Consider the following 25,273-nt stretch of genomic DNA (forward strand, 5'->3'; position numbering starts at 1 on the left):
CAATAATTAACACGGCACAGTTTTTGATTGTCGCTGCCATTACCTCGCCGCCAAGGTTCGCAGGTAAGTGCACAGAGAATCGCCCTGCGTCCGTGCGCAGGGTTAATCACCATAAAAAAGAGAGTGAATGAGCATGCAACCGAGCAGATCCCAAGTCACCGAACGCAATGGTTTGTACGAATTGGAAGCCGGGCCTGAAGTTCTCGATAGCCCCCGGTACAACCACGACATTGCCCCCACCCGTGTGCATGAACGCACCTGGAATAAATGGCACATCACCGCGCTGTGGGTGGGCATGTCAATTTGTGTGCCGACTTACACCCTGGGCGGCGTATTGACCGCTTACTTCGGGCTGTCCGTCGGTGAGGCGCTGCTGGCGATTTTGCTGGCCAATATCGTGGTGCTGATCCCGCTGACGCTCAACGCTTTTGCCGGCACCAAATACGGCATTCCCTTTCCGGTGCTGTTGCGGTCCTCGTTCGGCATCCTCGGGTCCAACGTCCCGTGCCTGATCCGGGCACTGGTGGCCTGTGGCTGGTTCGGGATCCAGACCCTGTTCGGTGGCCTGGCCATCCACTTGTTTCTGGGATCGGTGTTCGAAGGCTGGAAAAGCCTGGGGGGCATCGGTGAAGTCATCGGTTTCATGCTGTTCTGGGCACTCAACCTGTGGGTAGTACTACGCGGAGCCGAGTCGATCAAATGGCTTGAGACCCTGTCTGCGCCGTTGTTGGTGCTGGTAGGGCTGGGCCTGCTGGTGTGGGCCTTACCGAATGTGTCGATGACCGAACTGTTGGCCCAGCCGCCGAAACGTCCTGAAGGGGCCAGCGCGTATGGCTACTTTTTTGCCGGGCTGACGGCGATGGTGGGTTTTTGGGCTACCTTGTCGCTGAATATTCCCGACTTCAGTCGCTATGCCAAAAGCCAGAAAGACCAGATTCTGGGGCAGATATTTGGCCTGCCGCTGACCATGTTTCTGTTCGCCGCGCTGGGTGTGATCATGACTGCCGCCTCGCAGAAACTGGTGGGCGTGACCGTCTCTGACCCCGTCAGCCTGATCGGCCATATTCAAAGCCCCGGCTGGGTCGCGCTGGCCATGGCGTTGATCATCATCGCCACCTTGTCGACCAACACCGCCGCCAACATCGTTTCCCCGACCAATGACTTCCAGAACATCGCGCCCAAGCTGATCAACCGCACCACGGCGGTGATTTTGACCGGGCTGGTGGGGCTGGCGCTGATGGCCCATGAACTGCTGAAAAAACTCGGTTTGCTGGTCTCGGATGTCAGCCTCGAAACCGTGTATTCCAACTGGTTACTGGGCTACTCCAGCCTGCTGGGGCCGATTGCCGGGATCATGGTGGTCGACTATTTCATCATCCGTCAGCAAAAACTCGACCTCGCCGGGCTCTACCGCGACGGCGTGTACCCGGCCTGGAACTGGAACGGTTTTATCGCCTTCGGCGTGCCGGTGGTCTTGACCCTTATGTCGTTGGGCAGCAGCGCTTTCAGCTGGTTTTATGACTACGGCTGGTTCACCGGGTCGCTGCTCGGTGCCGCAATTTACTACGGCTTGTGCCGCCTGAGCAGCCCGCAAACCGCGGTTGCCAAAAGCACGCTCTGACCCAATAAAAACGGCCTGAGGAATAACAATATGAACGCAGCACATCCCCTTCAGCAGCAAGCCACCCAGTCGATCAACGGTGAACGCCTGTGGGCGTCACTGATGGAATTGGCCAAGCTGGGCGCCACGGTCAAAGGCGGCGTGTGCCGCCTGGCCCTGACCGACCTCGACCGTCAGGCCAGGGACATCTTTGTACGCTGGTGCGAAGACGCCGGTTGCACCATCAGCGTCGACGCCGTGGGCAATATCTTTGCCCGCCGACCGGGGCTTTATCCTGACCTGCCGCCAGTGATGACCGGCAGCCACATCGACACCCAACCTACGGGCGGCAAGTTTGATGGCTGTTTCGGCGTGCTGGCCGGGGTCGAAGTGCTGCGTACCCTCAATGACCTGAACATCCAGACACAAGCGCCGATTGAAGTGGTGGTATGGACCAACGAAGAAGGTTCGCGCTTTGCCCCGTGCATGATGGGCTCGGGGGTGTTTGCCGAAAAATTCACCCTGGAAGAAACCCTCGCCAAAACCGATGCCCAAGGCGTGACTGTTGGTGAAGCACTGAACGCCATTGGCTATGCAGGCAGCCGCAAGGTCAGCGGGCATCCGGTAGGGGCTTATTTTGAAGCGCACATCGAGCAGGGGCCAATTCTGGAAGACGAACGCAAAACCATCGGTGTGGTGCTCGGGGCGCTGGGTCAAAAATGGTTTGACCTCAACCTGCGCGGCGTCGAAGCCCATGCCGGGCCAACCCCCATGCATTTGCGCAAAGACGCGCTGGTCGGCGCGGCGGCCGTGGTCGCGGCGGTCAACAAAGCTGCCCTGGGCCACCAGCCCCATGCCTGCGGCACCGTGGGCTGCCTGCAAGCGTACCCCGGCTCACGCAACGTCATCCCCGGTGAAGTGCGCATGACCCTGGACTTTCGTCACCTGCAGCCGGAACGGCTGGATTCGATGATCAGCGAAGTTCGCGACGTGATTGAGGCGACGTGCGCCAAGCACGGTTTGAGTTTTGAACTCACCCCGACGGCTGATTTCCCGCCGCTGTACTTCAACCCCGATTGCGTCAACGCGGTGCGCAACGCGGCGAGCGAGCTTGGCTTAAACCACATGGACATCGTCAGTGGAGCAGGGCACGACGCGATCTTCCTCGCCGAACTGGGCCCGGCGGGCATGATATTCGTGCCGTGTGAAGGCGGCATCAGCCACAACGAAATCGAAAACGCCGACCCCAAAGACCTGGCGGCGGGTTGCGCGGTGCTGCTCAAAGCCATGCTGGCAGCCTCCGAAACTGTAGCTGCCCAGCACTAACGCCTATCCCTTGTAGGAGCGAGCTTGCTCGCGATCTTTTGATTTTTAAAAAGATCGCGAGCAAGGTTTTTGATCTACTGCTGCCCCTCCCAACCACCCCCCAACGCGGTCAATAGCCCGACACTGGCTTGCAACTGCCGGGTGCGCAGGGCTTGTACCTGGCGTTCGGCCTGCAAGGCAGCGGTTTGCGCGGTCACTACATCCAGATAGCTCACGGCGCCTGCTTCATAGCTGTTGGTGGCCAGGGTCTGGGTGTGTTGCGCCGCATTGGCTGCGGCTTGTTCGTCGAGGTTTTCCTGTTGCAGGTCACGCAATTGCGCCAGGTTGTCTTCGACTTCGCGAACGGCGCGCAGCACTTGACTGCGGTAGTGGGCAGAGGCTTCTTCGAACTCGGCCTTGGCCTGACGCTCTTGGGCGTCGAGCCTGCCGCCGTCAAAAATCGGCAAGCTGACCAGCGGGCCCAGCGCCCAGAAGTGGTTGCCCGCCGCCAACAGGTTGCCGTAGCCCTGAGTCTGCCCGCCAAACAGGCCGGTCAGGCTGAAGTCGGGGTACCAGGCGGCCTTGGCCACGCCTATTTGCGCGTTGGCGGCAAATACCCGACGCTCGGCCGCGGCGATATCGGGGCGCCGTTGCAGCAGGGTGCTGGGCAGGGCTTGCGGTGGCTGCGGCAGGTTTAAGGTGTCGCTGCGCGCGGCCAGCTGGAATTGACTGGCGGGCACGCCCACCAGTTCGCCAATGGCGTGCTCGGTCAGGTTGCGTTGACCGCGCACATCGTCCAGTTGGGCTTCGGCCTGGGCCAATTGGTTCTGTGCACGGGTCAGGTCCATCTCCGAGGCAATTTGCCCTTGATAGCGTGCCTTGGTCAGGTCCAGGGCCTGGCGGTAATCGTCCAGCGACTTGGACAGGATGCGGCTTTGCGCATCCAGGCCATCGAGTTGAACGTAAAGGCCGGTCAGTTGCTTCTGCAAGCTCAAGCGTGCCACCGCCAGGTCATCGGCCGAGGCCTGAACCTGTGCGTCACCGGCGGCGACCTGGTTGCGGATTTTGCCCCACAGGTCCAGGTCGAAACTCAGCGCAAAGCCTGCGGTGTTGCTGTTGTACACCGAAGGTTGGGTGCTGCCGCGCAACGGTCGGTTTTCCGATTGGCGCTGGCGCAAGGTTTGCTCGCTGGCGGTGATTTGCGGGAACAGCCCGGCATGCAACTGGCTGGCATACGCCTGCGCCGAATCGAAGTGCGCGAGGGCCGCAGCAAGGTCCGGGTTGGCGCTGAGCAAGCGCTGTTGCAGGTCGTTCAAGCGCTCATCCTGATAGGCGCGCCACCACTGTGGCGACACGCTGTCGCCCGGCTGCGCACTGTGCCACGGGCCATCACTGGTCTGTTCGCGGTAGTGCTGCGGCAGGTCCAGCAGCGGCGGTTTGTACGTCGGGGCCAATGAGCAACCTTGCAGCGCGAGTGCCAGGAGCAAGGCGCTGCGTTTAAGTTTTGGCGACATGAGGGGCTCCCGCATCGGCAAGTTTGACCGAGTCGCCGTCACGCAAAGAATCAGGCGGGTTATCGATGACGGTGTCAGTGGGTTTCAGGCCCTGGTCGATCACCAGTTTGTCGCCCAGGTCCATGCCGATATGAATGTCCTGCAAGTGCACGTGTTGCGCGGTGTCCAACACGGCCACCTGGGTGCCCTGGGCGCGAAAGATCAACGCACTGGCCGGAATGCTGACGCCATGGGTATCTGCCGGAATCGACAGGACCGCTTCGGCGTAGTCGCCGGGCAGCAGGGCGTCGTTGGGGTTTTGCACCACAAACTGTGCGGTCAGGGTGCCGGAGCGCCGGTCAATCGAGGTCGAGTTGCCGACCAGCGTGGCGCTGAAGGTTTGCCCCGGATGCTCAGGCACATTGAGTTGCACCTGCATGTTGGGGCGAATCACGCTGGCATAGTTTTGCGGCACCGGCACGTAAAGGCGCAGTTGATGGGTGTCGGCGATGTCGAACAGTTCCGGATCGCTGTCGGTGTCGGCCTTCACCAGTTGGCCGATGTCGGTGTTGCGCGCGGTGATGGTCCCGGCGAAGGGCGCGCGGATGGTCTTGTAGTCTTCCAGCGAAGCCAACCGCGCGTAGTCCGCTTCGGCGGCCTGCGCGTTGGCTTTCGCCGCAGCGGCATTGGACAGTTTCTCGTCGGCTTCCTGACGCGATACCGAATGGCTGTCCACCAAGTTTTGCCAGCGCGTCGCGGTGGTCGCCGCGAGCTTGGCGTTGGACTGCTCTTGCAGCATATGTGCGTGAGCCTGTGCCAATTGCTGGTCAAGATCGGGGCTGTCAATCACCGCCAATACCTGACCGGCCTTGACCTTGCTGCCGATGTCGCTGGTCCAGCTTTTCAGGTAACCGTTCACCCGGGCGTGAATCGGCGCTTTGCTCCAGGCTTCCAGATGCGCGGGCAGGCGCAGAGTGTCGCCGTGGGCGTTTTGCAAAGGCTGGAACACGCTGACCACGGGCAGGGCGGCGGCTTCGGTCCAACCGACCACCGCCTGCTCATGCCGGCTGCGCGCGGCGAGGCCATTGGCGACCAGCAGCGCGGCCAGTGTCAGGCCGCCGATGCCCAGCAGCATCAGGCGCTTGCGCGAAGGTTTTTGATCAGACGACATGGGTAGTTTCTCCAGCAGCAGCGCGATTTTTTTCACGGCCGTGCACCAGGCTGAATACCACGGGCACGAACAGCAGGGTGGCGACGGTTGCCAGCATCAGACCACCAATCACGGCGCGTCCTAGCGGGGCGTTCTGTTCTTCCGAGATGGCCAGCGGCAGCATCCCGATCATCATCGCCAGGGCGGTCATGCACACCGGGCGGAAACGGGTGTAGCCCGCTTCAAGTGCAGCCTTGAGGGCATCGCCGTGAACGGCCAGGCGCTCTCGACAGAAGCTCACCACCAGGATCGAGTTGGCGGTGGCCACGCCCATGCACAAGATCGCACCGGTCAAGGCCGGGACCGACAGCGAGGTGCCGCTGAGGAACAGCATCCACACGATCCCGGCCAGGGCCGCGGGCAGGGCGGTGATGATCACAAACGGGTCAAGCCAGGACTGGAAGTTGACCACGATCAAAAGGTAGATCAGCACCACCGCACCCAGCAGACCAAAACTCAGGCCGCTGAACGCCTCATGCAGCGCGTCGATCTGACCGTGCAGGGAGATGATCGCGCCTTTGGGGCGCAGGTCCGACGCACCGTCGATGACCTTTTGTACATCCGCTGCCACCGAGCCCAGATCGCGGCCCTGAATGTTGGCGTACAGATCCAGGGTGGGCTGGATGTTGTAGTGCGTGACCACCGCCGGGCTGTCTACGCGGCTGATGGTTGCCAGCCCGCCGAGGATCGCTGACTGACCATTGCTGCCGGTCACCGGCAAGGCTTCCAGGGTTGGCAAGCTGTCGAGGCGATACTGCGGGGTTGCGGCCACCACGCCATATGACACGCCGTTTTGCGGGTTGAGCCAGAACGTCGGTGCCACCTGCGAGCTGCCGGCCAGCGAGGCCACCATGCTGTTGGTCACGTCGCGTTCGGTGATGCCCAGGCCATTGGCCCGCAGACGGTCGACCTTGACTTGCAGTGACGGGTAACCCACGGACTGCTGGATGCGCAGGTCGGCAATGCCCGGTACATGTTGCAGGCGCCGTTGCAGTTCCAGGGCGTAGGCCCGGTTGGCCGCGTCGTCACGCCCGGAAATCTTCACGTCCAGCGGCGCCGGAGCACCGAAGTTGAGGATCTGGCTGCTGATGTCGGCGGGCATGAAGGCGAACTGGCTGCCGGGGAAACTCTCGGGCAGGGCCTCGCGCAGGCGTTTGACATACTCGGCGGTCGGGCCGTGATTGGCTTTGAGGGTGACCTGGATATCGCCATCCTGCGGGCCAATGGTGCCGCTGCTGCTGTACGCCATGTCGATACCGCTCAACGGGATGCCGATGTTATCGATGATGGTGTCCAGTTGATCAGCCGGGATGATCTCGCGAATGCGCGATTCGATATGGTCAAACGCCGCGGCGCTTTCCTCGATCCGCGTCCCCAATGGCAAGCGCACGTGCAAGGCCAGCGCCCCGGCATCAGTCGCCGGGAAGAAGTCCTGGCCCAGGGTCGGGAGCAAGACAAAGGACGCCAGCACACAGGCCATGAAACCGAGCAAAAAGCGTTTGCGATTGGCCAGCGCCAGTTCCAGCACGCCGTAGTACGCATCGCGCACGGCCGAGAAGCGCCGTTCAAAACCTTGCTGGAAGTTCAGCAACGCACGCACTGGCGCCGAGTGTGTCCGGGTCGGCTGATCGCCCTCGTGATGGTTGATAAAACCATCTTCCGGGTGATGCCCGGGGCCTTGCTCCGGGTTGTGTGGCTTGAGCAGGAACATCGCCAGGGTGGGCACCAGGGTCCGCGACAGGATGAACGAACTGCCCATCGCAAAAATCACCGAGAGTGCCATGGGGCGGAACAGGTAGCCGGCAATCCCTTGCAACATGAACATCGGCACAAACACGATGCAGATACACAGCAGCGAGACAAACGCCGGGCCAACGATCTGTTTGGCACCATCGAGAATCGCCTTGCGCACCGTCTTGCCTTGCTCAAGGTGCCAGTTGATGTTCTCGATGGTCACCGTCGCATCGTCGACCAATATCCCCACCGCCAGTGCCAGCCCTCCGAGCGTCATCACGTTCAGGGTTTGCCCGGTGGCGGCCAGCAGGGCAATCGCCGAGAGCACGGCCAAGGGGATCGAGACGGCAATGATCAGGGTCGAACGCCAGCTGCCGAGGAACAGCAGAATCATGGCGCTGGTGAGCAGGGCGGCAATGATCCCTTCCTGCGCCACGCTGCCCACTGACTGTTTAACGAACACCGAAGCGTCGCCCAGCAATGAAGTTTTCAGTGAGGGTGGCAAGGTTTCATTGATGCGCGGCAGCATCCCGCGAATCCCGTCGACAATCGACAGGGTCGAGATATTGCCGTTCTTCAGTGCGGGCATGAGCACGGCGCGATGGCCGTCGACTCGCACGATGTTGGTTTGCGGCGGCGAACCATCCCGCACGTGGGCCACTTGGCCAATGGTGATCAGCGCACCGTCAACGGTCTTGATGGGCAAATCGTTGAGTTCATCAATCGCCGTTGGGCTGTTGTTCAGCATCACGGTGTATTCGTAAGTGCCGAGCTTGGCCGTGCCCACCGGAATGATCTGGTTCTGCGCGGCCAGCGCATTGCCCACGTCTTGCGCCGACAGGCCTTTGGCCGCAAGGGCCTGGGGGTCGAGGTCAAGGGTGATTTGGCGCTGCTTGCCGCCCATGGGCGTTGGCATGGCCAGGCCGGGCAGGGCGCTCAGGGGCAAGCGAATGTTGTTCTGCACCAGGTCGCGAATTTTCGCTTCTGAGAGCGTCGGGCTGGAAAACGCCAGTTGCAGGATCGGCACCGTCGAGGCGCTGTAGTTAAGAATCAGCGGCGGGGTAATGCCTGGCGGCATCTGCTTGAGCACGGTTTGTGACACGGCGGTCACTTGCGCGTTGGCCGTGCGGATATCGACGCCCGGCTGGAAGAAGATCTTCACAATGCCCATGCCGGGTAAAGATTGAGACTCGATGTGTTCGATATCGTTAACGGTGGTACTCAATGACCGTTCGTAGGTGTAAATAACTCGACCTGCCATGTCGGCAGGCGCCAGCCCTGTGTATTGCCACACCACGGCAACCACGGGGATACCGATGTCAGGGAACACATCCGTCGGGGTGCGCAAAGCCGCGAGAGGCCCGATGATGCAGATAAAAATCGCCAACACGATAAACGTGTAGGGCTTGTGCAGTGCGGTCTTTACCAGCCCGAGCATGCCTGAACCTCCGAAGGAGTGAAAATTGCAAACACGGGCAGTCTTACCGTCACACCTTAACTTTCAGCTTTCACCAACATGAAGGTTGCGTTAGTAAAGTCCTTAAACTCCCTTCACCTAGATTCATTGGGCCAGAGCGGTTTACGGGGCCAAGCTTGGAACCACTCGACGGGTTGACTCTCGGCCAGTCGCACTCTTTGGTTCCCTGTGTGAGGCATACCGTAATGAACCTTAAACCACTGCTGCTTATCCCGACCCTGAGCCTGGCCCTGCTGCTGACAGCGTGTGCCGGCCCCATGCCAAAGCAAGATCCGGGTGAGGCCTGGATTGGTTTGCAGGAAGAAGGTAACAGCGACCTGATGGCCGAGCGCGTAGACGGCAAGAACATCAATGATGGCCGCTACTTTGAAGTCACCCCGGGCGCCCACAAGCTGGACGTGACCTTATATGAAGGCGCCACCGGTGATGAAAACGAGGTGGATTGCCAGGGCAATGTCAACTACCAGAACTTCAAGGCGGGCGAGCGCTACAAGCTGGTTGAGTCGAGCCTTGGCACTCACGTAAGCGCCACTTTGGTGGATGCAAGCGGTAAAGAAGTGGCCCACACCGCCGACTTCAACTGCATGCCGGGCTAATCCCCCCCCCCCCGCGGGTGCGGAACCATGTGGGAGCGGGCTTGCTCGCGATAGAATCGACGCGCTTGAAGATTGAAACGCGTTGTTCTAATCGCGAGCAAGCCCGCTCCCACAGTTGGTTTTAAGGGGGCTTTAAAAAGAACGAACGATCTTGCCCAAGGTTTCCATGGCCTTTTCAGTGGTCTCATCCCACGGGCTGCCGTAGTTCAGGCGGATGCAGTTTCTAAAGCGCTGGGTCGCCGAGAAGATCGGCCCCGGCGCAATGCTGATGCCTTGAGCCAGGGCCATCTGGAACAGCTTGAGCGAGTCCATCTGCTCAGGCAGTTCAAGCCACAAAAAGTACCCGCCCGCCGGTTTGCTGACCCGGGTCTGCGCCGGGAAATACCGCGCAATCGCTGCCAGCATCGCGCTTTGCTGGTCTTCCAGAGCATCGCGCAGGCGCCGCAGGTGACGGTCGTAGCCGCCGTGCTGCAAGTAATCGGCAATCGCCGCTTGGGCGGGCATCGACGGGCACAGCGAGGTCATCAGTTTCAGCCGTTCGACCTTCTGCGCAAATCGCCCGGCGGCCACCCAGCCAACCCGATAACCCGGCGCCAGGCTTTTCGCGAACGAACCGCAATGCATCACCAGCCCTTCGGTATCAAAGGCTTTGGCCGGTTTCGGCGCGTGCTGGCCGAAGTACAGCTCGGCGTACACATCGTCTTCAATCAGCGGCACTTGATGCTCGCGCAACAGTTCGACCAGCACCTGCTTTTTGGCTTCGGGCATGGTCGCGCCAATCGGGTTTTGAAAACTGGTCATGCTCCAAACGGCTTTGATGGGGTGCCGTTCGAGGGTATGGGCCAGTGCGTCGAGGTCCATGCCGTCACGCGGGTGCACGGGGATTTCCACGGCCTTGAGCTTGAGCCGCTCCAGCACTTGCAGGCAGGCGTAAAAGGCCGGGGCTTCAATGGCCACCAGGTCGCCGGGTTCGGTCACCGCTTGCAGGCACAAGTTCAAGGCTTCCAGCGCGCCGTTGGTGATCAGCAATTCCTCCATGGGCAGCATCAGGCCGCCGACCATATAACGCAGGGCGATCTGGCGACGTAATTGCGGGTTGCCCGGCGACATGTCGGTGACCACCATACGTGGATCCATTTCGCGGCTGGCGGTGGCCATGGAGCGGGCCAGGCGTTGCAGCGGAAACAACATCGGGCTGGGGAAGGCCGAGCCGAACGGTACGGTGTGCGGGTCTTTGATGGAGTCCAGCACCGAGAACACCAAATCACTCACATCGACCTGGGTGGACTCGGTGGGGTGGCTGCTGACTTCCGGCTCGGAAAACGGGCTGGGTGCATGGGTGTTGACGAAATACCCCGAGCGCGGCTTGGCGCGAATCAGTCCACGGCGTTCGAGCAGGTAGTAGGCCTGGAATACCGTAGACGGGCTCACGCCGTAGGTCTGGCTGGCATAGCGCACCGAGGGCACGCGCTGGCCGGGGCCGAGCACCCCGGAACGGATCAGTTCAGCAATATCGTCAGCAAATTTTTCGTAGCGTTTCATGAACTAAAGCTCAGCTAATCCTGTGGGAGCGGGCTTGCTCGCGATGTTAACGACGCGGTTTGCCGGTATGGCCGGTCGATGCTATCGCGAGCAAGCCCGCTCCCACAGGAGAATGTGTGATTTAACGATTTATCGGTGCAACAAACCGGCTTTGGGCCACGCTGCGCACACCGGGGTCTGCGGTGTCGGTGACCACAAACTCAAGGGTTTGCGAACTGCTTTTCGGTGGTTCGGCCAGTAACGCGACAGACACGGGCACTTCAGCAATTTCGCCGGGGGCCAGGGTCAGCTCGGTCTTGCCGTTTAACTGGAAGTCATCGCCCTGTTGCAGCGCCACCCGGTAGTGCTGTGGCTGCTGGGTTTTGTTAATGATCTTGAGGCTGTAAATGTTCTCGATCTGGCTCAGGCTGTTCTCGCGGAACAGGCCCCGGTCCTTGATGACATCCAGTGACACCATCGAACGTTGGTTCAAGGCAATGACCAATGCGCCGATCATGACCACCAGCACCGCAGCGTAGCCAATCAGCCGGGGCCGCAGCAGGTGGGTTTTGCCGCCCTGCAATTCATGTTCAGAGGTGTAGCGCACCAGGCCGCGGGCATAACCCATTTTGTCCATGACCGAATCACAGGCATCGACACAGGCGGCGCAGCCAATGCACTCCATCTGCAAGCCGTCCCGGATGTCGATCCCGGTCGGGCACACTTGCACGCACATCGTGCAATCAATGCAATCGCCGAGCCCGGCCTGCGCCGGTTCAACCCCGCGTTTGCGCGGGCCACGGCTCTCGCCACGGCTGGCGTCATAGGCAATCGCCAAGGTGTCTTTGTCAAACATCACGCTCTGAAAACGTGCATACGGGCACATGTGCATGCACACCGCTTCACGCAGCCAGCCTGCGCTGAGGTAGGTGGCACCGCTAAAAAACACCACCCAGAACAAACTGATGCCGGCTATTTCCAGGGTCAGCAACTCGGCGGCCAGCGGCCGGATGGGGGTGAAATAGCCGACGAAGGTCAGCGCGGTCATCACACTGATCGCCAGCCACAACGCGTGTTTGGCCGTGCGCCGGGCAATCTTGTTGATGCGCCAGGGCGCGGCCTGCAGTTTGATGCGTTGGTTCCGATCGCCTTCAGTGACTTTTTCACACCACATAAACAGCCAGGTCCAGATGCTTTGCGGGCAGGTGTAGCCGCACCACACCCGGCCCGCAAACACCGTGATCGCAAACAGGCCAAAGGCCGCGATGATCAGCAGCGCCGACAGCAAGATGAAATCCTGCGGCCAGAACGTCGCGCCGAAAATATGGAACTTGCTCTCGGACAGGTCCCAAAGTACCGCCTGACGGCCATCCCAATGCAACCAGACCGTGCCGAAAAACAGTAAAAACAAAAAGCCGCTGCCAGCGATTCGAATCGAACGGAACAGCCCGGTAAAACTGCGGGTGTGGATCTGTGCGTCGGCAGGCTTGTTTTTTCTCGGTGCAGCGCGGCCAGGCGACGCTGCAACAGGGTCAAGTCTGTGCACGGGAATGTGTCTGCTCATGGTCTTTCGCTCATCAGCCTCCATCAGGCCAAGGCACTATCCCTCGCAAACTGTTTGCATAACAGGCTCAGCTGGCTGATTAAAAAGCAGATCAGAGAGGTTTTTTTGCAGGCTGCGACACTCTACCTCAGCTGGGTCAGGTCGCGATTTGCATGACGTGTACGGGCATGGCGCTTGTCAGATGAACTGATCTTGATCACGTGCACTGAAGCCACCGATCAACGGCATGGGCTTCAGGCTCCGCCCAGTGGTTTGAACTTTAACCCTGGCGCTGCGCTCGTAACCCTGCACGCAGTATGGGTATAAGAGTTGCAAGTGTTTTGCCATGACACCGCTGGCGCGAGGTGTTATCCAACGCAGGTCGAGCGCCGGGCGATACAGATACGCCAACCACGACTAGGCTAGGAACTGACTGCGAGTTGTAGGTACAGCTCAGGGGATGGTTCAGCGGCATGCAGCGTCATGCGTAACCTTTAGCGTACGGAGAGCAGCATGAGTTCGAGTGGGCAGGCAGGTGGGGGTAAGGACGCGCTGTTACCCGAGATTGCGGACATTCAAGCACTGGTCCGGGCCGAGCACCCGGACCCGTTTTCAGTCTTGGGCCCGCATGCGGATGGCAAGGGGGGTCAGTTAATTCGGGCGTTTCTGCCTGGAGCGGTGAATGTTCAGGTGCTGGCGCGCGAGGGGCAAGCGCTGCTGGGCAGTCTTGAGCAGGCTCAAACCCCAGGCTTGTTTGTGGGGCATTTTGTGCAGGCGCAGGCGTATCTGTTGCAGGTCGATTGGGGCGATGTTCAGCAAATCAGCGAAGATCCCTACAGTTTTGGCCCGCTGCTGGGTGAGATGGATCTGTATTTGTTCGCAGAAGGCAATCATCGTGATTTGAGCCATTGCCTGGGGGCGCAGTTGACCCACGTTGACGGGGTGCCAGGCGTGCGTTTCGCGGTGTGGGCGCCGAATGCGCGGCGGGTGTCGGTGGTCGGTGATTTCAACGGCTGGGACGGACGCCGTCACCCGATGCGCTTGCGCCATCCGAGCGGGGTGTGGGAGCTGTTTGTGCCACGTTTGCTGGCCGGTGAAGCGTACAAGTACGAAATACTGGGGGCGCAAGGGATTCTGCCGTTAAAGGCCGATCCCATGGCGCTGCAGACTCAATTGCCGCCGCTCACCGCGTCCATCGTGGCGGCGCCCTTGAACATTGACTGGCAGGACGGTGACTGGATGCACGCCCGTGCGCAGCATCAGCGTACTGATGCTGCGTTGTCTATTTATGAGCTGCACGTGGGCTCGTGGCAATGTGAAGTCGATGACGTGGGGGATGTGTCGCGCCAGTACAACTGGCGCGAGTTGGCCGAGTGCTTGATCCCTTACGTGCAGCAGCTGGGTTTTACCCATATTGAACTGATGCCGATCATGGAGCATCCGTTTGGCGGGTCGTGGGGTTATCAGCCGCTGTCGCAGTTCGCCCCCAGCGCCCGATACGGCTCGCCAGAAGACTTCGGTGCTTTTGTGAATGCCTGCCACGTGGCCGGGATCGGGGTGATTCTGGATTGGGTGCCCGCGCACTTCCCCAATGACACCCACGGCCTGGCGCAGTTTGACGGCACCGCGCTGTATGAATATGCCGACCCGCGAGAAGGCTTCCATCAAGACTGGAACACCTTGATCTACAACCTGGGCCGCACGGAAGTGCACGGTTTTATGCTTGCTTCGGCCTTGCACTGGCTCAAGCACTATCACGTTGACGGTTTGCGGGTCGATGCGGTGGCCTCGATGCTGTACCGCGACTATTCGCGCAAGGCCGGCGAGTGGGTTCCGAATATTCACGGCGGCCGGGAAAACCTCGAAGCGATCGACTTTTTGCGGCACCTCAACGATGTGGTCGCGCTGGAAGTCCCCGGCGCGCTGGTCATTGCCGAAGAGTCAACGGCCTGGCCCGGCGTTACCCAAGGGACCGAGCAGGGCGGCCTGGGCTTCTCGTACAAATGGAACATGGGCTGGATGCATGACTCGCTGCATTACATCCAGCAAGACCCGGTATACCGCGCCCACCACCACAACGAGTTGAGCTTTGGCCTGGTGTACGCCTGGCACGAGCACTTCATCCTGCCGATTTCCCACGACGAAGTGGTACACGGCAAGCACTCATTGATCGACAAAATGCCCGGCGACCGCTGGCAAAAATTCGCCAACCTGCGGGCTTACTTGAGCTTTATGTGGGCGCATCCGGGCAAAAAACTGCTGTTTATGGGCTGCGAGTTCGGCCAGTGGCGCGAGTGGAACCATGATCAGCAACTGGACTGGTACTTGCTGCAATACCCTGAACACCGGGGTGTGCAGAAACTGGTCAGTGACCTCAACCAGCTGTACCGCGAAGAACCGGCGCTGCATGAGCAGGACGTCGTGCCGCAAGGGTTTCAATGGTTGATTGGTGACGATGCGACCAACAGCGTCTACGCGTGGTTGCGCTGGAGCAAAGCCGGCAAGCCGGTACTGGTCGTCGCCAACTTCACCCCCGTACCCCGTGAAGCCTACCGCGTGGGCGTACCCGAGGCCGGGACCTGGCACGAGATCATCAACAGCGACGCCGGGGTCTACTCGGGGTCCAACTACGGCAATGGCGGCGGCGTGAACACAGACCCGCAACCGAGCCACGGCCAGGAAGTGTCATTGGCCCTGAACCTGCCGCCGTTGGGGGTGTTGATACTGCGGGCTGAGTAAAAACTCGCGTTGCCCTCTGTAGGAGCGAGCTTGCCTCGCGATCTTTTGATCGTTAAAAGATCGCGAGGGTAGGTCCCGGTTTACAAATGCACTTCAACCGCCAGCGGCAAATGATCCGACAGGTGCGTCCAGGGCTTGTTGCCCAGAATGACGGGTTCATGCCCGGTGGCATTGCGCAGGTAAATCCGGTCAAGCCTTAACAAAGGCCAGCGCGCCGGGTAGGTCTTGGCCAATTGGCCGTGATGGCGTTCAAACACTTCATGCAGGTCATCACGCTGCGCGAGGGCGGCATTGCCTTGCAGCTTCCAGTCATTGAAATCTCCGGCAATGATCACCGGCTCATGGGGCGGCAAGGACTTGAGCAGTTGGTGAAGCAATACGATTTGTAGCTGACGATGGCTTTCGAGCAAGCTCAAATGCACGCAGATCGCATGCACGTTTTCATGCCCCGGTACGTCCAGCACACAATGCAGCAAGCCGCGCCGCTCAGGGCCGGTGATTGAAACGTCGAGGTTGCGCGACGATTTGATCGGGTATTTGGACAGCAGTGCATTGCCGTGATGCCCGTTCGGGTACACCGCATTGCGGCCGTAGGCAAAATCAGTCCACATGCTGTCGGCGAGGAATTCGTATTGCGAGGTTTTTGGCCACTCTTCATAGCGCGAGGCATGTTTCTCATGCTCACCGAGCACTTCTTGCAAAAACACCAGGTCGGCCGACGTACTGCGCACCGCTTCACGCAGCTCAGGCAGGATGAAGCGGCGGTTGAACGCGGTGAAGCCCTTGTGGGTGTTGACGGTCAGTACTTTGATTCGGTGCACGGCAGGCTCGGGTACCGAGGCTATGGGCGCCCGAGTGTTGCCGACTACATCAATGGTCATGGTCGCTCCTGTCCTTTTAGGCGGCATGCCGCATGTCAATCACAGGTTATAGCTTAAGGAATGGGGACGTGACTGATGTTTATCAAGCTTTGCGTAATTAGCCACGCACGTGTCTGGCACGGGCGTGGCTGACGGTTTTTAAGACGCCTTGGCGTGTTGCAGTTCCAGCAGCACCAATGAGCGGCCGGTCACGCTGTAGGGCGTGTTGAATGCCAGGGCGGGCGAGCTTTTGAGTTCTGGATCGGTGGTGTCGAGCTTGCACACCCAACTGCTCCCATGGTCGACTTCGGGCAAGTTGAAGTCGAGGGTGTCGTGGCCCGCATTGACGATGATCAGCAAGGTGGCATCGGCCCCGGATTTCTGTACGCCGGAGATTTGTGTGCGGCCATCGAGCAGCATGCCCAGGCAACGGTTTTGCGCGTCTTCCCAGTCTTGGGTGGTCATCTCATTACCCGCCGGGGTGAGCCAGGTGACGTCCTTGACCCCGGGCTGTTCGCTGCTATGACCCACCAGGAACACCCCGCGGCGCAAGATCGGGTAGTGCAGGCGCAGCTTGATCAGGCGTTTGACAAAGGACAGCAGCGTTTTGGCGGGCTCGTCCAGTTCCCAGTTGACCCAGCCGATTTCGCTGTCCTGGCAATACGCATTGTTGTTGCCGTGCTGGGTGCGGGCGAACTCGTCACCGGCCACCAGCATGGGCGTGCCCTGGGCCAGCAACAAAGTGGCCATGAAGTTGCGCATCTGACGCTGGCGCAGCGCGTTGATCTCGGGGTCGTCGGTGGGACCTTCGACACCGTGGTTCCATGACAGGTTGTTATTGCTGCCGTCCTGGTTGTTTTCGTCGTTGGCTTCGTTGTGCTTGTCGTTGTACGACACCAGATCGTTAAGGGTGAAGCCGTCGTGGGCGGTAATAAAGTTGACGGACGTATAAGGGCGGCGCCCGCGTCGGTTGAAAAGGTCGGCGGAGGCGGTCATGCGCCCGGCAAACTCGGCCAGTTGCCCTTCATCGCCTTTCCAGAACGCCCGCACATTGTCGCGAAAGCGGTCATTCCACTCAGCCCAGCCGGGCGGGAAGCCGCCGACCTGATAGCCACCGGGGCCGCAGTCCCAAGGCTCGGCAATCAGTTTGACCTGACGCAGCAGCGGGTCCTGGCGACAGGCCACCAGAAAGCTGTGGCGTTCATCAAAACCATCGTGATAGCGGCCCAGAATGGTCGCCAGATCGAACCGGAAGCCATCGACGTGCATCTCCCCGGCCCAGTAGCGCAGCGAGTCGGTGACCATCTGCAAGACGCACGGGTGGCTCAGATCGAGGGTGTTGCCGGTGCCCGAATCGTTGATGTAGAAGCGCTTTTCATCGGGCATCAGCCGGTAATAGGAGGCGTTGTCGATGCCGCGCATGGACAGGGTCGGGCCTTGTTCATTGCCCTCAGCGGTGTGGTTGTAAACCACGTCCAGAATCACTTCCAGCCCGGCCTCATGCAGGTGCGCGACCATTTCCTTGAACTCGGCAATTTTGCCGCTGGCCAGGTAGCGCGGGTCGGGCGCGAAAAAGCTCAGGGTGTTGTAGCCCCAGTAGTTGGTCATGCCTTTTTGCAGCAGGTGCTGATCATTGACGAAGCCGTGGATCGGCAGCAGCTCGACACTGGTCACGCCCAGGTTGCGAATGTGCTTGATCACCTCATCGACCATCAGCCCGGCAAAGGTCCCGCGCACCGCCTCGGGCACCGCCGGGTGGCGCATGCTGATCCCGCGCACATGGGTTTCGTAAAAGATCGTGCGTTCCCACGGCACGCTGATGCGGTGGTCATGGCCCCAGGTGTGGGCCGGGTCGATGACTTTGCACTTGGGCACAAAAGGGGCGCTGTCGCGCTCGTCAAAACTCAGGTCGGCATCCGGGTGGCCAATGGTGTAGCCAAACAGCGCCTCGGACCATTTGAGTTCGCCCACCAATTGCTTGGCATAGGGGTCGATGAGCAATTTATGGTGGTTGAAACGGTGGCCGTTTTCGGGATCGTACGGGCCGTACACGCGATAGCCGTAGACCTGCCCCGGGTGTGCATCGGGCAGGTAGCCATGGAAGGTTTCGTCGGTGTATTCGGGCAGTTCGATGCGTTCCAGTTCGACTTCACCCGCAGCGTCGAACAGACACAGTTCAACCTTGGTGGCGTTGGCGGAAAACAGCGCGAAATTGACCCCCAGTCCATCCCAGGTTGCCCCCAGCGGGAAGGGCAGACCTTCTCGAATGCGTGAGGGCTGCGGTGCTGCTGACGTGCTCGTGCTCATGGTCGCTCCTTGATAAGTGCCGGTACTCAGGCGTTTCTCAACGCCGTGCATAATCCATCGCGTTCACTGCCGATGGCTTCAAGACCCCGCAGGTTTACGTGGCGCCCGCGGCTTTTTCTCGGCAGGGGGTTTGGGCTTGGCTGGCGCTTTGGGTTTGGCCGCTTTCGGCGCCGGTTTAGTCGGTGCCAATGCTTCGGCCTGGGCCAGCTTGCGGGCCATTTCCCAGTGCCGATCATGTTGGCCATCAGGCCTGCCTTCGGACTCCCAGATCTGGTAGGCAAACTCACGGATACGCTTATCGTCGTGACTCATGGCAATGGCTCCTCGGGTTAACGGTCTCGTTCATGGGCCTGCAAACGTGCGCAGGCGAGTAACTCGAAGCGCCGCGTTGCATCCAGGGTGTCCAGCAGGGTGTTGCAATCTGCCGGCAAGCGGCGGCACCAGTTGGGGTGGCCGCTGACGGTGCCGGGCAGGTTGGCCTGTTCTTCCAGGCCTAATGCATCTTCGATGGGCAGCAGTACCAGTGGTGCGCGGGTGTGGCCGAGAAAACGGATACTCGCGTCCAGCGTGGGGGCGTTGCCCAGGGTTTCTTCCTGAAAATTCTGCGGGTCCTGGCGCAATGCACGGTCCAGCCCTTCGCATTCACGCTGGCGGTTACGCCGCCAGTCATTGGCGGTGACCGGATCGATCAGATTAAGGCGCTCGTTCCAGTCAATATCGCGGCCTTGCAGCCAGCCGTTGAGCGTTGGCAGGTCATGGGTGCTGGTGGTGGCGAGGGCGTCATCCGGCCAGGCCAGAATGGGCTTGAAGTGCGCACCGTAGTCCTGCTCGAACAACAACACGCGCATGCCGAGAATGGCCCGCTCACTGAGCTTTTCACGCAGGCCTTCGGGGACCGTACCCAAGTCTTCACCCAAGACGATGGCTTGATGGCGCACCGACTCCAGGGCGACCAGACGCAGCAGGTCATCCACCGGGTAATACAAATAAGCGCCTTGGTCAGGCGAGGCGCCCAGCGGGATGACCCACAAGCGTTGCAGCCCCAGCACATGGTCGATGCGCAGGCCACCGGCATGGGCAAAGTTGGCGCGCAGCATTTCGATAAAGGCGCGGAAGCCGCTGCGTTTCAGGCCCTCAGGCGAGAAGGCCGAGATACCCCAGCCTTGCCCTGCGCGGTTGAGCAAGTCGGGCGGGGCGCCCACCGTCAATTGCGCCAGCAGTTCATCCTGACGGCACCAGGCCTGGCTCCCCGCACCGTCGGCGCCCACCGCCAGGTCGGCGATCATACCAATGGCCATGCCGCTGGCCCGCGCCGTGGCTTGCGCGCGGTCGAGGGTTTGCGCGATCAGCCACTGGCAGAACGCGTAGTAGGTGATGAGGTGCTGGTGCTCTTCGGCAAAGCGCAGCAGGGCCGGGCTGTCCGGGTTGCGTAGCTGTTCGGGCCAGTCGCGCCAGTCAAGGCTGCGTTGCTCGGCAGCGCTGACCGCTTGCAAGGCCTCGAAGCGGCAGTGGTTCTCCAGTGCTTCGCCGCCGATGTCGCGAAAGCGCTGGAAATCACTGAGCAGTGGCGAGTCTTCAGTGATGAAGTCTTCGTAGAGCTGGCGCAGCAACGTCTGTTTGGCGTGGGTCGCCGCAGGCCAGTCGATCAGCGGCAACCGCTCAAGGCGCTCCAGTTCGTCTTTTAGCCCTGTGGCTTCAATCGCCCGGTCGACGGCATCGCCGCCCAGAATGCTCGCCGGTGTTGCGTACAGGCAGTTGAGAAACAGACGGCTGGAGGGCGAGTACGGGCTGTAGTGTTTCGGCGCGCTGCTGAACATGGCATGCAGCGGGCTGATGGCCAGTGCGTCGGCACCCCGTTCGCCGGCGGCCTGGAGCAGCACTTCAAGCGCCCGGGTATCACCAAAGCCGCCATCACCAGCGCGGCGCAATGAATACAGCTGCACGCTCAAGCCCCACGTTCTGGGCGTTGACTGTTGCAGGGCATCGGCAATGCTGAAGCATTTGGCCGGTGCCACGGCCAGGGTAAAAAGCTGCTCCTCGACCTGCACCCGGTGATACCCGACAGGAATCATGCCCGGCAGCATGGCGTCGGCATCCAGCTGGATGGGCAATGAGCCGCCATTTTCCAGGTACACCGTGCAATGGCTGTGGGCGTGGAAATACCGCGACAGGTCCAGTGCCTTGCCCACGTCAGCGGTGAGCAAGGGCGGCAAGCGTTTGTTTTGTTGCTCCAGCTGCAAGTTGAGCAAGCTGGTTTCAATGGCCTCAGGGCTGTCGGCGGGCAGCCCCAAACCGGCCAGAATGGCTTCCAGCACCGGTTGCGTAACCCTTTGCGGTTGGCCGTTGGCATCAATCCAGTCAACGGCCAGTCCGGCTCGGCCGGCGAGTATTTCCAATTGCGCTTCGCTCATTGGCGGGCTCCCTTGAAGGCTGGCGAGTGGCTATCGAACGTCGGGCAAATCAGGCTGCTGCGGTGTTAAAACTTGCTGGTACGCACCATGGACTGCGCCACCAGGCGCTCATAAAGCTCGGCGTAGGGCTCCACGGCTTTGCACCAATTGAACGGTGCCGTCATTGCACGGCAGCGCATGGCGTTCATCAGCTCGGGATAGGCGAAGACCTTGAAGGCGCGGGTCAGGGCCTCGGTGTAGCTTTCGACGGTGGACTCATCGAATAAAAAGCCGGTGACGCCATTTTCAATGGTGTCGGCCAAACCACCGGTATTGCGCGCCACCGGCAGCGAACCAAAGCGTTGCGCGTACATCTGGCTCAGGCCGCAGGGCTCATAGCGCGAGGGCATCAATAAAAAGTCACTGCCGGCGAACATGCGCCGGGCATCGGCCTCGTTGAAGCCAATGCGCACGCCGATTTGCCCTGGAAAGCGCAGCCCCAGTTCACGCATGGCCTGTTCTTCTTCGGGCTCGCCGCGGCCAATAATGCAGATCTGCCCGCCCGAGGCGACGATGAAATCGGCCACTGCTTCAGTCAGGTCCAGGCCCTTTTGATAGACCAGCCGCGACACCACGGCGAACAAAGGCCCGGTAGACGGTTGCAGGCCAAACAAGTCGCGCACGTAAGCGGTATTGACCGCCCGGCCTTCCCAGTCACCGATGCTGAACGGCGCGACCAGGTGCGGATCGGTCGAAGCTTCCCACGTGTCATCGATACCGTTAGGGATGCCGCTGAGCAACCCTTGCTGGGTTTTGCTGGCCAAAAAGCCATCCAGCCCGCAGCCAAAGGCCGGGGTGGTGATTTCCTGGGCATAGGTCGCGCTGACGGTGGTGATGTGGCTGGCATACGCCATGCCCGCCTTGAGATACGACAGCTTGCCGTAAAACTCCATGCCGTCCTGTTGCAGGGCATGGGGCGGAATGCCCAATTCCGGGCAGCATGCGCGGCTGAATACACCCTGGTAGGCCAGATTATGAATGGTAAACAGCGTGGGCGTGCGTTGGCCGCGCCAGTGCATATAAGCCGGGGCCAGGCCGGCTGGCCAATCGTGGGCATGCACCAAATCGGGTTGCCAGTGGATCTGCGCCAGGTTGGCGGCGATATCAGCGGCGGCCAGGCCCAGGCGGGCAAACCGGATGTGGTTGTCCGGCCAGTCACGGCCATTATTGGCGCCGTAAGGAGTGCCCTCGCGCTCGTACAGTTCCGGGCAAATCAGCACATAAATGACCAAGCCGTCTGCGAGGTCCATGCGTCCGATTTTGCACGGTGGCAGCGCGGCATGGCCGCCGAGTTCACCAATGATGTGGATCGGGTTATCGCTGTGCAGCACTTGCCGATAGCCGGGGATCAACACCCGAACATCGTGCAAATGGCGCATGGCCCGGGGCAGAGCGGCTGACACATCGCCAAGGCCACCGGTTTTGACCAGGTCTGCCAGTTCGGAGGTCACGAACAGGACTTTCTTTTTATTGGGGTTGGTATTCACCACTGGCGGTACAGCCTTACCCGCAGGTGCCAACCCGGAGAGCGTGATCGAAGACGCCGCTGGCGGATTTAGCCGTTCGTCTTGATGTGGAGCAGCAGCACTGATCATGACTCTCTCCCGTTGTACTTATTTGAGCTGCTATCGGCCTCAGGGCCAGTCAGCCTCCGCTTTCAGATTGATAAAGTTCACCTTGGCCACAGGCGTAAAAGGTGAAAAAAGTGCTGCAAGGAATGCACCAAGCAGGCAGCCCTGTATCAGGTTGACCTGTCAGAGGGGTAGAAGGTTCGCTTTGTTTAAAACGACGTCGCGAGTTGTATACACGACAGCGATGAGTGTAGGAGAGATGCCGCAAGGGGCTAGGCGAGATTGGAAGAATATTGGGTGATGAGGACTTTTCAGACAAACAGCAGGAGCGAGCTTTAGAGCTCAAAAGACCGCGCTCGCTCCTGCTGGCTTATGCGGGGGTTACGGGTATTCGGCAACCACTTCGTCGCGGCCGTCGTTGCGCAAGCCAATGACTTGGAAAGCGTCTTTGCGGTCGCCCATTTCCATGCCTGGCGAGCCCATCGGCATGCCCGGAACCGCAATGCCTTTCAAATCATGACGCTTGCTCAGGGCAAACACCTGCTCGGCCGGCACGTGGCCTTCAACGAATTTACCGTTGATCACCCCGGTGTGGCACGAAGCCAGCCGTGGTTGTACACCAAGCTCTTGTTTGACGCGGCTCATGTCGTCTTCAACGTGGTCATTGACCTTGATGCCATTGGCTTGCAGGTGCGAGATCCAGGCCTTGCAGCAACCGCAGTTGGCATCGCGGTGTACGTCCATGGTCAGTTGTTCAGCAGCGTTGGCGAATGACGTAATAAAGAGTGTAGAGAGCGCAAAAATACGTAACGGGTTCTTCATTGATGACCTCTTGATGAAATAACTCAGCCTGGACTGCGCAGGCTGTCAGGCAACTGATGTTCAGATGACAGTTTTGTCAGGTGCCGACACTTTAGGCACAAACACGCTGATGTAACATGCCCACTTACTTTTCTGACGTGAACTGCTTATGGCTCTTGCTGCTCCGCCTGATTTGTCTGATCCCGCCGTGCCGGTACAGCCGCTGGCGCGCACCTACCCGCGCGGTTTGTACATTGAGCCGCATCAGCATGAATGGGGCCAGTTGTTGTATGCCATGAGCGGCGTGATGTGGGTTGATACCCCGGATGAAGCCTTGGCCGTGCCGCCGCAGCGGGCGGTATGGCTGCCACCTGGCGTGCCCCACGGGATTCGTGTGGTGTCGGATTTACAGATGCGCAATCTGTATTTGCCCCAAGTCACGGCGCGCACGCTCGACAGTCATGTGCAAGTGCTGGAAGTCGGGCGGCTGTTGCGAGAGTTGATCATCAATCTGGTGGATCAGCCCGACGCGCCACCGGCCTACACAGACGCGTTGCTCAATCTGACCTTGCTTGAGCTGCAGCGCGCCCGGCGCACGTTGCTCAAGGTGCCGATGCCTGACGCTGCGGATCGGCGGCTGCTCAATCTGTGCCAGTCGGTAATGGCCAACCCGACGCTGGACATCGCCTTTGAACAGCATGCCGGCCATGCCGGGGCCAGCGTGCGTACTTTGGCGCGGTTGTTTCAGACGGAGCTGGGCATGGGCTTTGCGCAATGGCGACGCCAGGTGCAGTTGGCCACGGCGGCGGCGGAGCTGATCCAGGGGGTGTCGGTGAGCCAGATCGCCCGTTCGCTGGGGTATTCACCGAGCAGCTTCAGCGACATGTTCCGCCGCGAGCTGGGTGTTCCGCCGTCTTTATATGGGCAGGGCCACCTGCCAGACGCTTGAATCTGGCCGACAGGCAGAAGGGTTTGACCGATGCGCGGCGTTTGCCGGTCATAGACTCATGGCCATCTCACTGACCCGGAGGCTAGAACATGAAGGCGCTGCAATTTTCCAAAACCGGTGATCTGGCCGCCTTGCAGGTGGTCGACGTGCCCATCCCGACGCCAACTGCTGACCAGGTGCTGGTGCAGGTCAAAGCCGCGGGCTTGAACCCCAGTGACGTAAAGAACGTACTGGGGCGTTTCCCTTACACCACCTTGCCGCGAATTCCGGGGCGCGATTTTGCCGGTGTCGTCGTTGAGGGGCCTAAAGAACTGCTTGGGCAAGCGGTCTGGGGCACCGGCAAGGACCTGGGGTTTAACCGTGACGGTTCCCACGCTGAGTATTTGACCCTGCCCGCCAGTGGCGTCGCGCACCAACCTGAGACATTGAGCTTTGTACAGGCCGCCAGCATGGGCGTGCCTTACACCACGGCCTGGGATGCCTTGCAGCGTAGTGGCGTAGTGGCCGGTACGCGTTTGCTGGTGATTGGCGCCAATGGCGCGGTGGGCTCGGCCACCTTGGGCCTGGCAAACGTGCTGGGCGCGCAGGTGTTGGCTGCCGTGCGTCGCTCTGAGCAGGCGCGGGTGCTGCGCGAGCAGGGTTATGAGGTGATCCTGCTCACGCAGCCCGAAGCATTGGCGGGCGAGGTCAATGCGGTGTTTGCCGGGGGCGCCGACGTGATTTTTGACACCACCGGTCACTGGCTGCCGGCCGCGGTGCCAGCGCTGGCGGTGTTTGGTCGGCTGGCCATTATTGCCGCGCCACTGGACGGGCACGTGCAATTACCTGCGCTGGCGCTGTACCGCAAAGGAGGCTCACTGATTGGCGTCAACAGCCTTCTATATAGCAGCACCGAGTGCGCACGCATGCTCAATCAATTTGGCCAGTACTTCGATGAAGGCTTACTGCCCGCGCCCCGCGACCTTGAACAAGCTCCGCTGGTGCAAGGGCTGGTCAGCTACGCTGAAGTCAACGCCGGGGCGAGCACCAAAGTGGTGCTGATTCCATAAATAAGCAACCTGTAGGAGCGAGCTTGCCTCGCGATCTTTTAAAGATCAAAAGATCGCGAGGCAAGCTC

General features: G+C 60.5%; 17 protein-coding genes. 6 read left to right on the plus strand and 11 right to left on the minus strand.

What is annotated here, in order from left to right; translation table 11 throughout:
• The first annotated feature begins 133 nt into the window (after positions 1–133).
• Both AAEZ03_RS07900 and AAEZ03_RS07905 read left to right on the plus strand, forming a co-directional pair.
• Positions 134–1,621 (plus strand): NCS1 family nucleobase:cation symporter-1, encoded by a 1,488-nt coding sequence (locus tag AAEZ03_RS07900; protein WP_350577541.1) that lies wholly within the window; start codon positions 134–136, stop codon positions 1,619–1,621.
• Positions 1,622–1,651: 30 nt separating this feature from the next.
• A complete protein-coding gene (locus AAEZ03_RS07905; RefSeq protein ID WP_350577510.1) occupies positions 1,652–2,926 on the plus strand; it encodes a Zn-dependent hydrolase in 1,275 nt (424 codons plus the stop codon).
• A gap of 74 nt (positions 2,927–3,000) precedes the next feature.
• Here AAEZ03_RS07905 and AAEZ03_RS07910 read toward each other — a convergent pair whose 3' ends face one another.
• From AAEZ03_RS07910 to AAEZ03_RS07920, 3 genes are read right to left on the minus strand one after another with little or no spacing between them, the layout of a single operon-like run.
• On the minus strand, positions 3,001–4,419 hold the full coding sequence (locus AAEZ03_RS07910; protein WP_350577512.1) for an efflux transporter outer membrane subunit: 1,419 nt from the start codon (positions 4,417–4,419) through the stop codon (positions 3,001–3,003).
• Positions 4,403–5,569, minus strand: a complete 1,167-nt coding sequence (locus AAEZ03_RS07915) for an efflux RND transporter periplasmic adaptor subunit (RefSeq protein ID WP_262124538.1) — start codon at positions 5,567–5,569, stop codon at positions 4,403–4,405. Before AAEZ03_RS07915 ends, AAEZ03_RS07910 begins: the two co-directional genes overlap by 17 nt.
• Positions 5,559–8,780, minus strand: a complete 3,222-nt coding sequence (locus AAEZ03_RS07920) for an efflux RND transporter permease subunit (RefSeq protein ID WP_262124537.1) — start codon at positions 8,778–8,780, stop codon at positions 5,559–5,561. The genes AAEZ03_RS07915 and AAEZ03_RS07920 overlap by 11 nt, the downstream gene beginning before the upstream one ends.
• A 224-nt stretch (positions 8,781–9,004) precedes the next feature.
• Between AAEZ03_RS07920 and AAEZ03_RS07925 the strand changes: the two genes are divergently transcribed.
• On the plus strand, positions 9,005–9,415 hold the full coding sequence (locus AAEZ03_RS07925) for a PA0061/PA0062 family lipoprotein (protein ID WP_048368958.1): 411 nt from the start codon (positions 9,005–9,007) through the stop codon (positions 9,413–9,415).
• Positions 9,416–9,547: 132 nt separating this feature from the next.
• Here the strand turns inward: AAEZ03_RS07925 and mapR are convergent, their stop codons facing one another.
• Positions 9,548–10,957: a GntR family transcriptional regulator MpaR gene (gene mapR, locus AAEZ03_RS07930; protein ID WP_350577516.1), complete on the minus strand. Its 1,410-nt coding sequence runs from the start codon at positions 10,955–10,957 to the stop codon at positions 9,548–9,550.
• Between the two features lie 121 nt (positions 10,958–11,078).
• Complete coding sequence (gene ccoG, locus AAEZ03_RS07935; protein WP_350577519.1) at positions 11,079–12,500, minus strand: cytochrome c oxidase accessory protein CcoG; 1,422 nt, start codon at positions 12,498–12,500, stop codon at positions 11,079–11,081.
• Positions 12,501–12,992: 492 nt separating this feature from the next.
• On the opposite strand from ccoG, the gene glgB reads away from it, so the two are divergent.
• Positions 12,993–15,218: a 1,4-alpha-glucan branching protein GlgB gene (gene glgB / locus AAEZ03_RS07940; RefSeq protein WP_350577522.1), complete on the plus strand. Its 2,226-nt coding sequence runs from the start codon at positions 12,993–12,995 to the stop codon at positions 15,216–15,218.
• Positions 15,219–15,298: 80 nt separating this feature from the next.
• On the opposite strand, the gene AAEZ03_RS07945 is transcribed toward glgB, so the two are convergent.
• From AAEZ03_RS07945 to AAEZ03_RS07970, 6 genes are all read right to left on the minus strand, one after another.
• On the minus strand, positions 15,299–16,099 hold the full coding sequence (locus tag AAEZ03_RS07945; protein ID WP_350577524.1) for an endonuclease/exonuclease/phosphatase family protein: 801 nt from the start codon (positions 16,097–16,099) through the stop codon (positions 15,299–15,301).
• Between the two features lie 138 nt (positions 16,100–16,237).
• The gene (glgX, locus tag AAEZ03_RS07950; RefSeq protein ID WP_048368963.1) at positions 16,238–18,385 is read right to left on the minus strand and encodes a glycogen debranching protein GlgX; all 2,148 of its coding nucleotides are present in this window, start codon (positions 18,383–18,385) and stop codon (positions 16,238–16,240) included.
• Positions 18,386–18,463: 78 nt separating this feature from the next.
• Positions 18,464–18,697 carry a DUF2934 domain-containing protein gene (locus tag AAEZ03_RS07955; RefSeq protein ID WP_048368964.1) on the minus strand — a complete coding sequence of 78 codons (234 nt, stop codon included), beginning with the start codon at positions 18,695–18,697 and terminating at the stop codon, positions 18,464–18,466.
• Positions 18,698–18,714: 17 nt separating this feature from the next.
• The gene (malQ, locus tag AAEZ03_RS07960; RefSeq protein ID WP_350577528.1) at positions 18,715–20,796 is read right to left on the minus strand and encodes a 4-alpha-glucanotransferase; all 2,082 of its coding nucleotides are present in this window, start codon (positions 20,794–20,796) and stop codon (positions 18,715–18,717) included.
• Between the two features lie 65 nt (positions 20,797–20,861).
• The gene (glgA, locus tag AAEZ03_RS07965; RefSeq protein WP_350577531.1) at positions 20,862–22,430 is read right to left on the minus strand and encodes a glycogen synthase GlgA; all 1,569 of its coding nucleotides are present in this window, start codon (positions 22,428–22,430) and stop codon (positions 20,862–20,864) included.
• Between the two features lie 357 nt (positions 22,431–22,787).
• Positions 22,788–23,228 carry a DUF411 domain-containing protein gene (locus AAEZ03_RS07970; RefSeq protein ID WP_273219089.1) on the minus strand — a complete coding sequence of 147 codons (441 nt, stop codon included), beginning with the start codon at positions 23,226–23,228 and terminating at the stop codon, positions 22,788–22,790.
• Positions 23,229–23,376: 148 nt separating this feature from the next.
• Here AAEZ03_RS07970 and AAEZ03_RS07975 point away from each other — a divergent pair, with 148 nt between their 5' ends.
• Both AAEZ03_RS07975 and AAEZ03_RS07980 read left to right on the plus strand, forming a co-directional pair.
• Positions 23,377–24,156 carry an AraC family transcriptional regulator gene (locus AAEZ03_RS07975; RefSeq protein ID WP_350577533.1) on the plus strand — a complete coding sequence of 260 codons (780 nt, stop codon included), beginning with the start codon at positions 23,377–23,379 and terminating at the stop codon, positions 24,154–24,156.
• Positions 24,157–24,245: 89 nt separating this feature from the next.
• Complete coding sequence (locus tag AAEZ03_RS07980; RefSeq protein ID WP_350577535.1) at positions 24,246–25,205, plus strand: quinone oxidoreductase family protein; 960 nt, start codon at positions 24,246–24,248, stop codon at positions 25,203–25,205.
• Positions 25,206–25,273 lie beyond the last annotated feature (68 nt).

It is taken from the genome of Pseudomonas sp. HY2-MNA-CIBAN-0224 (assembly GCF_040310285.1).
In the GTDB taxonomy this organism is placed as follows: domain Bacteria; phylum Pseudomonadota; class Gammaproteobacteria; order Pseudomonadales; family Pseudomonadaceae; genus Aquipseudomonas; species Aquipseudomonas helleri.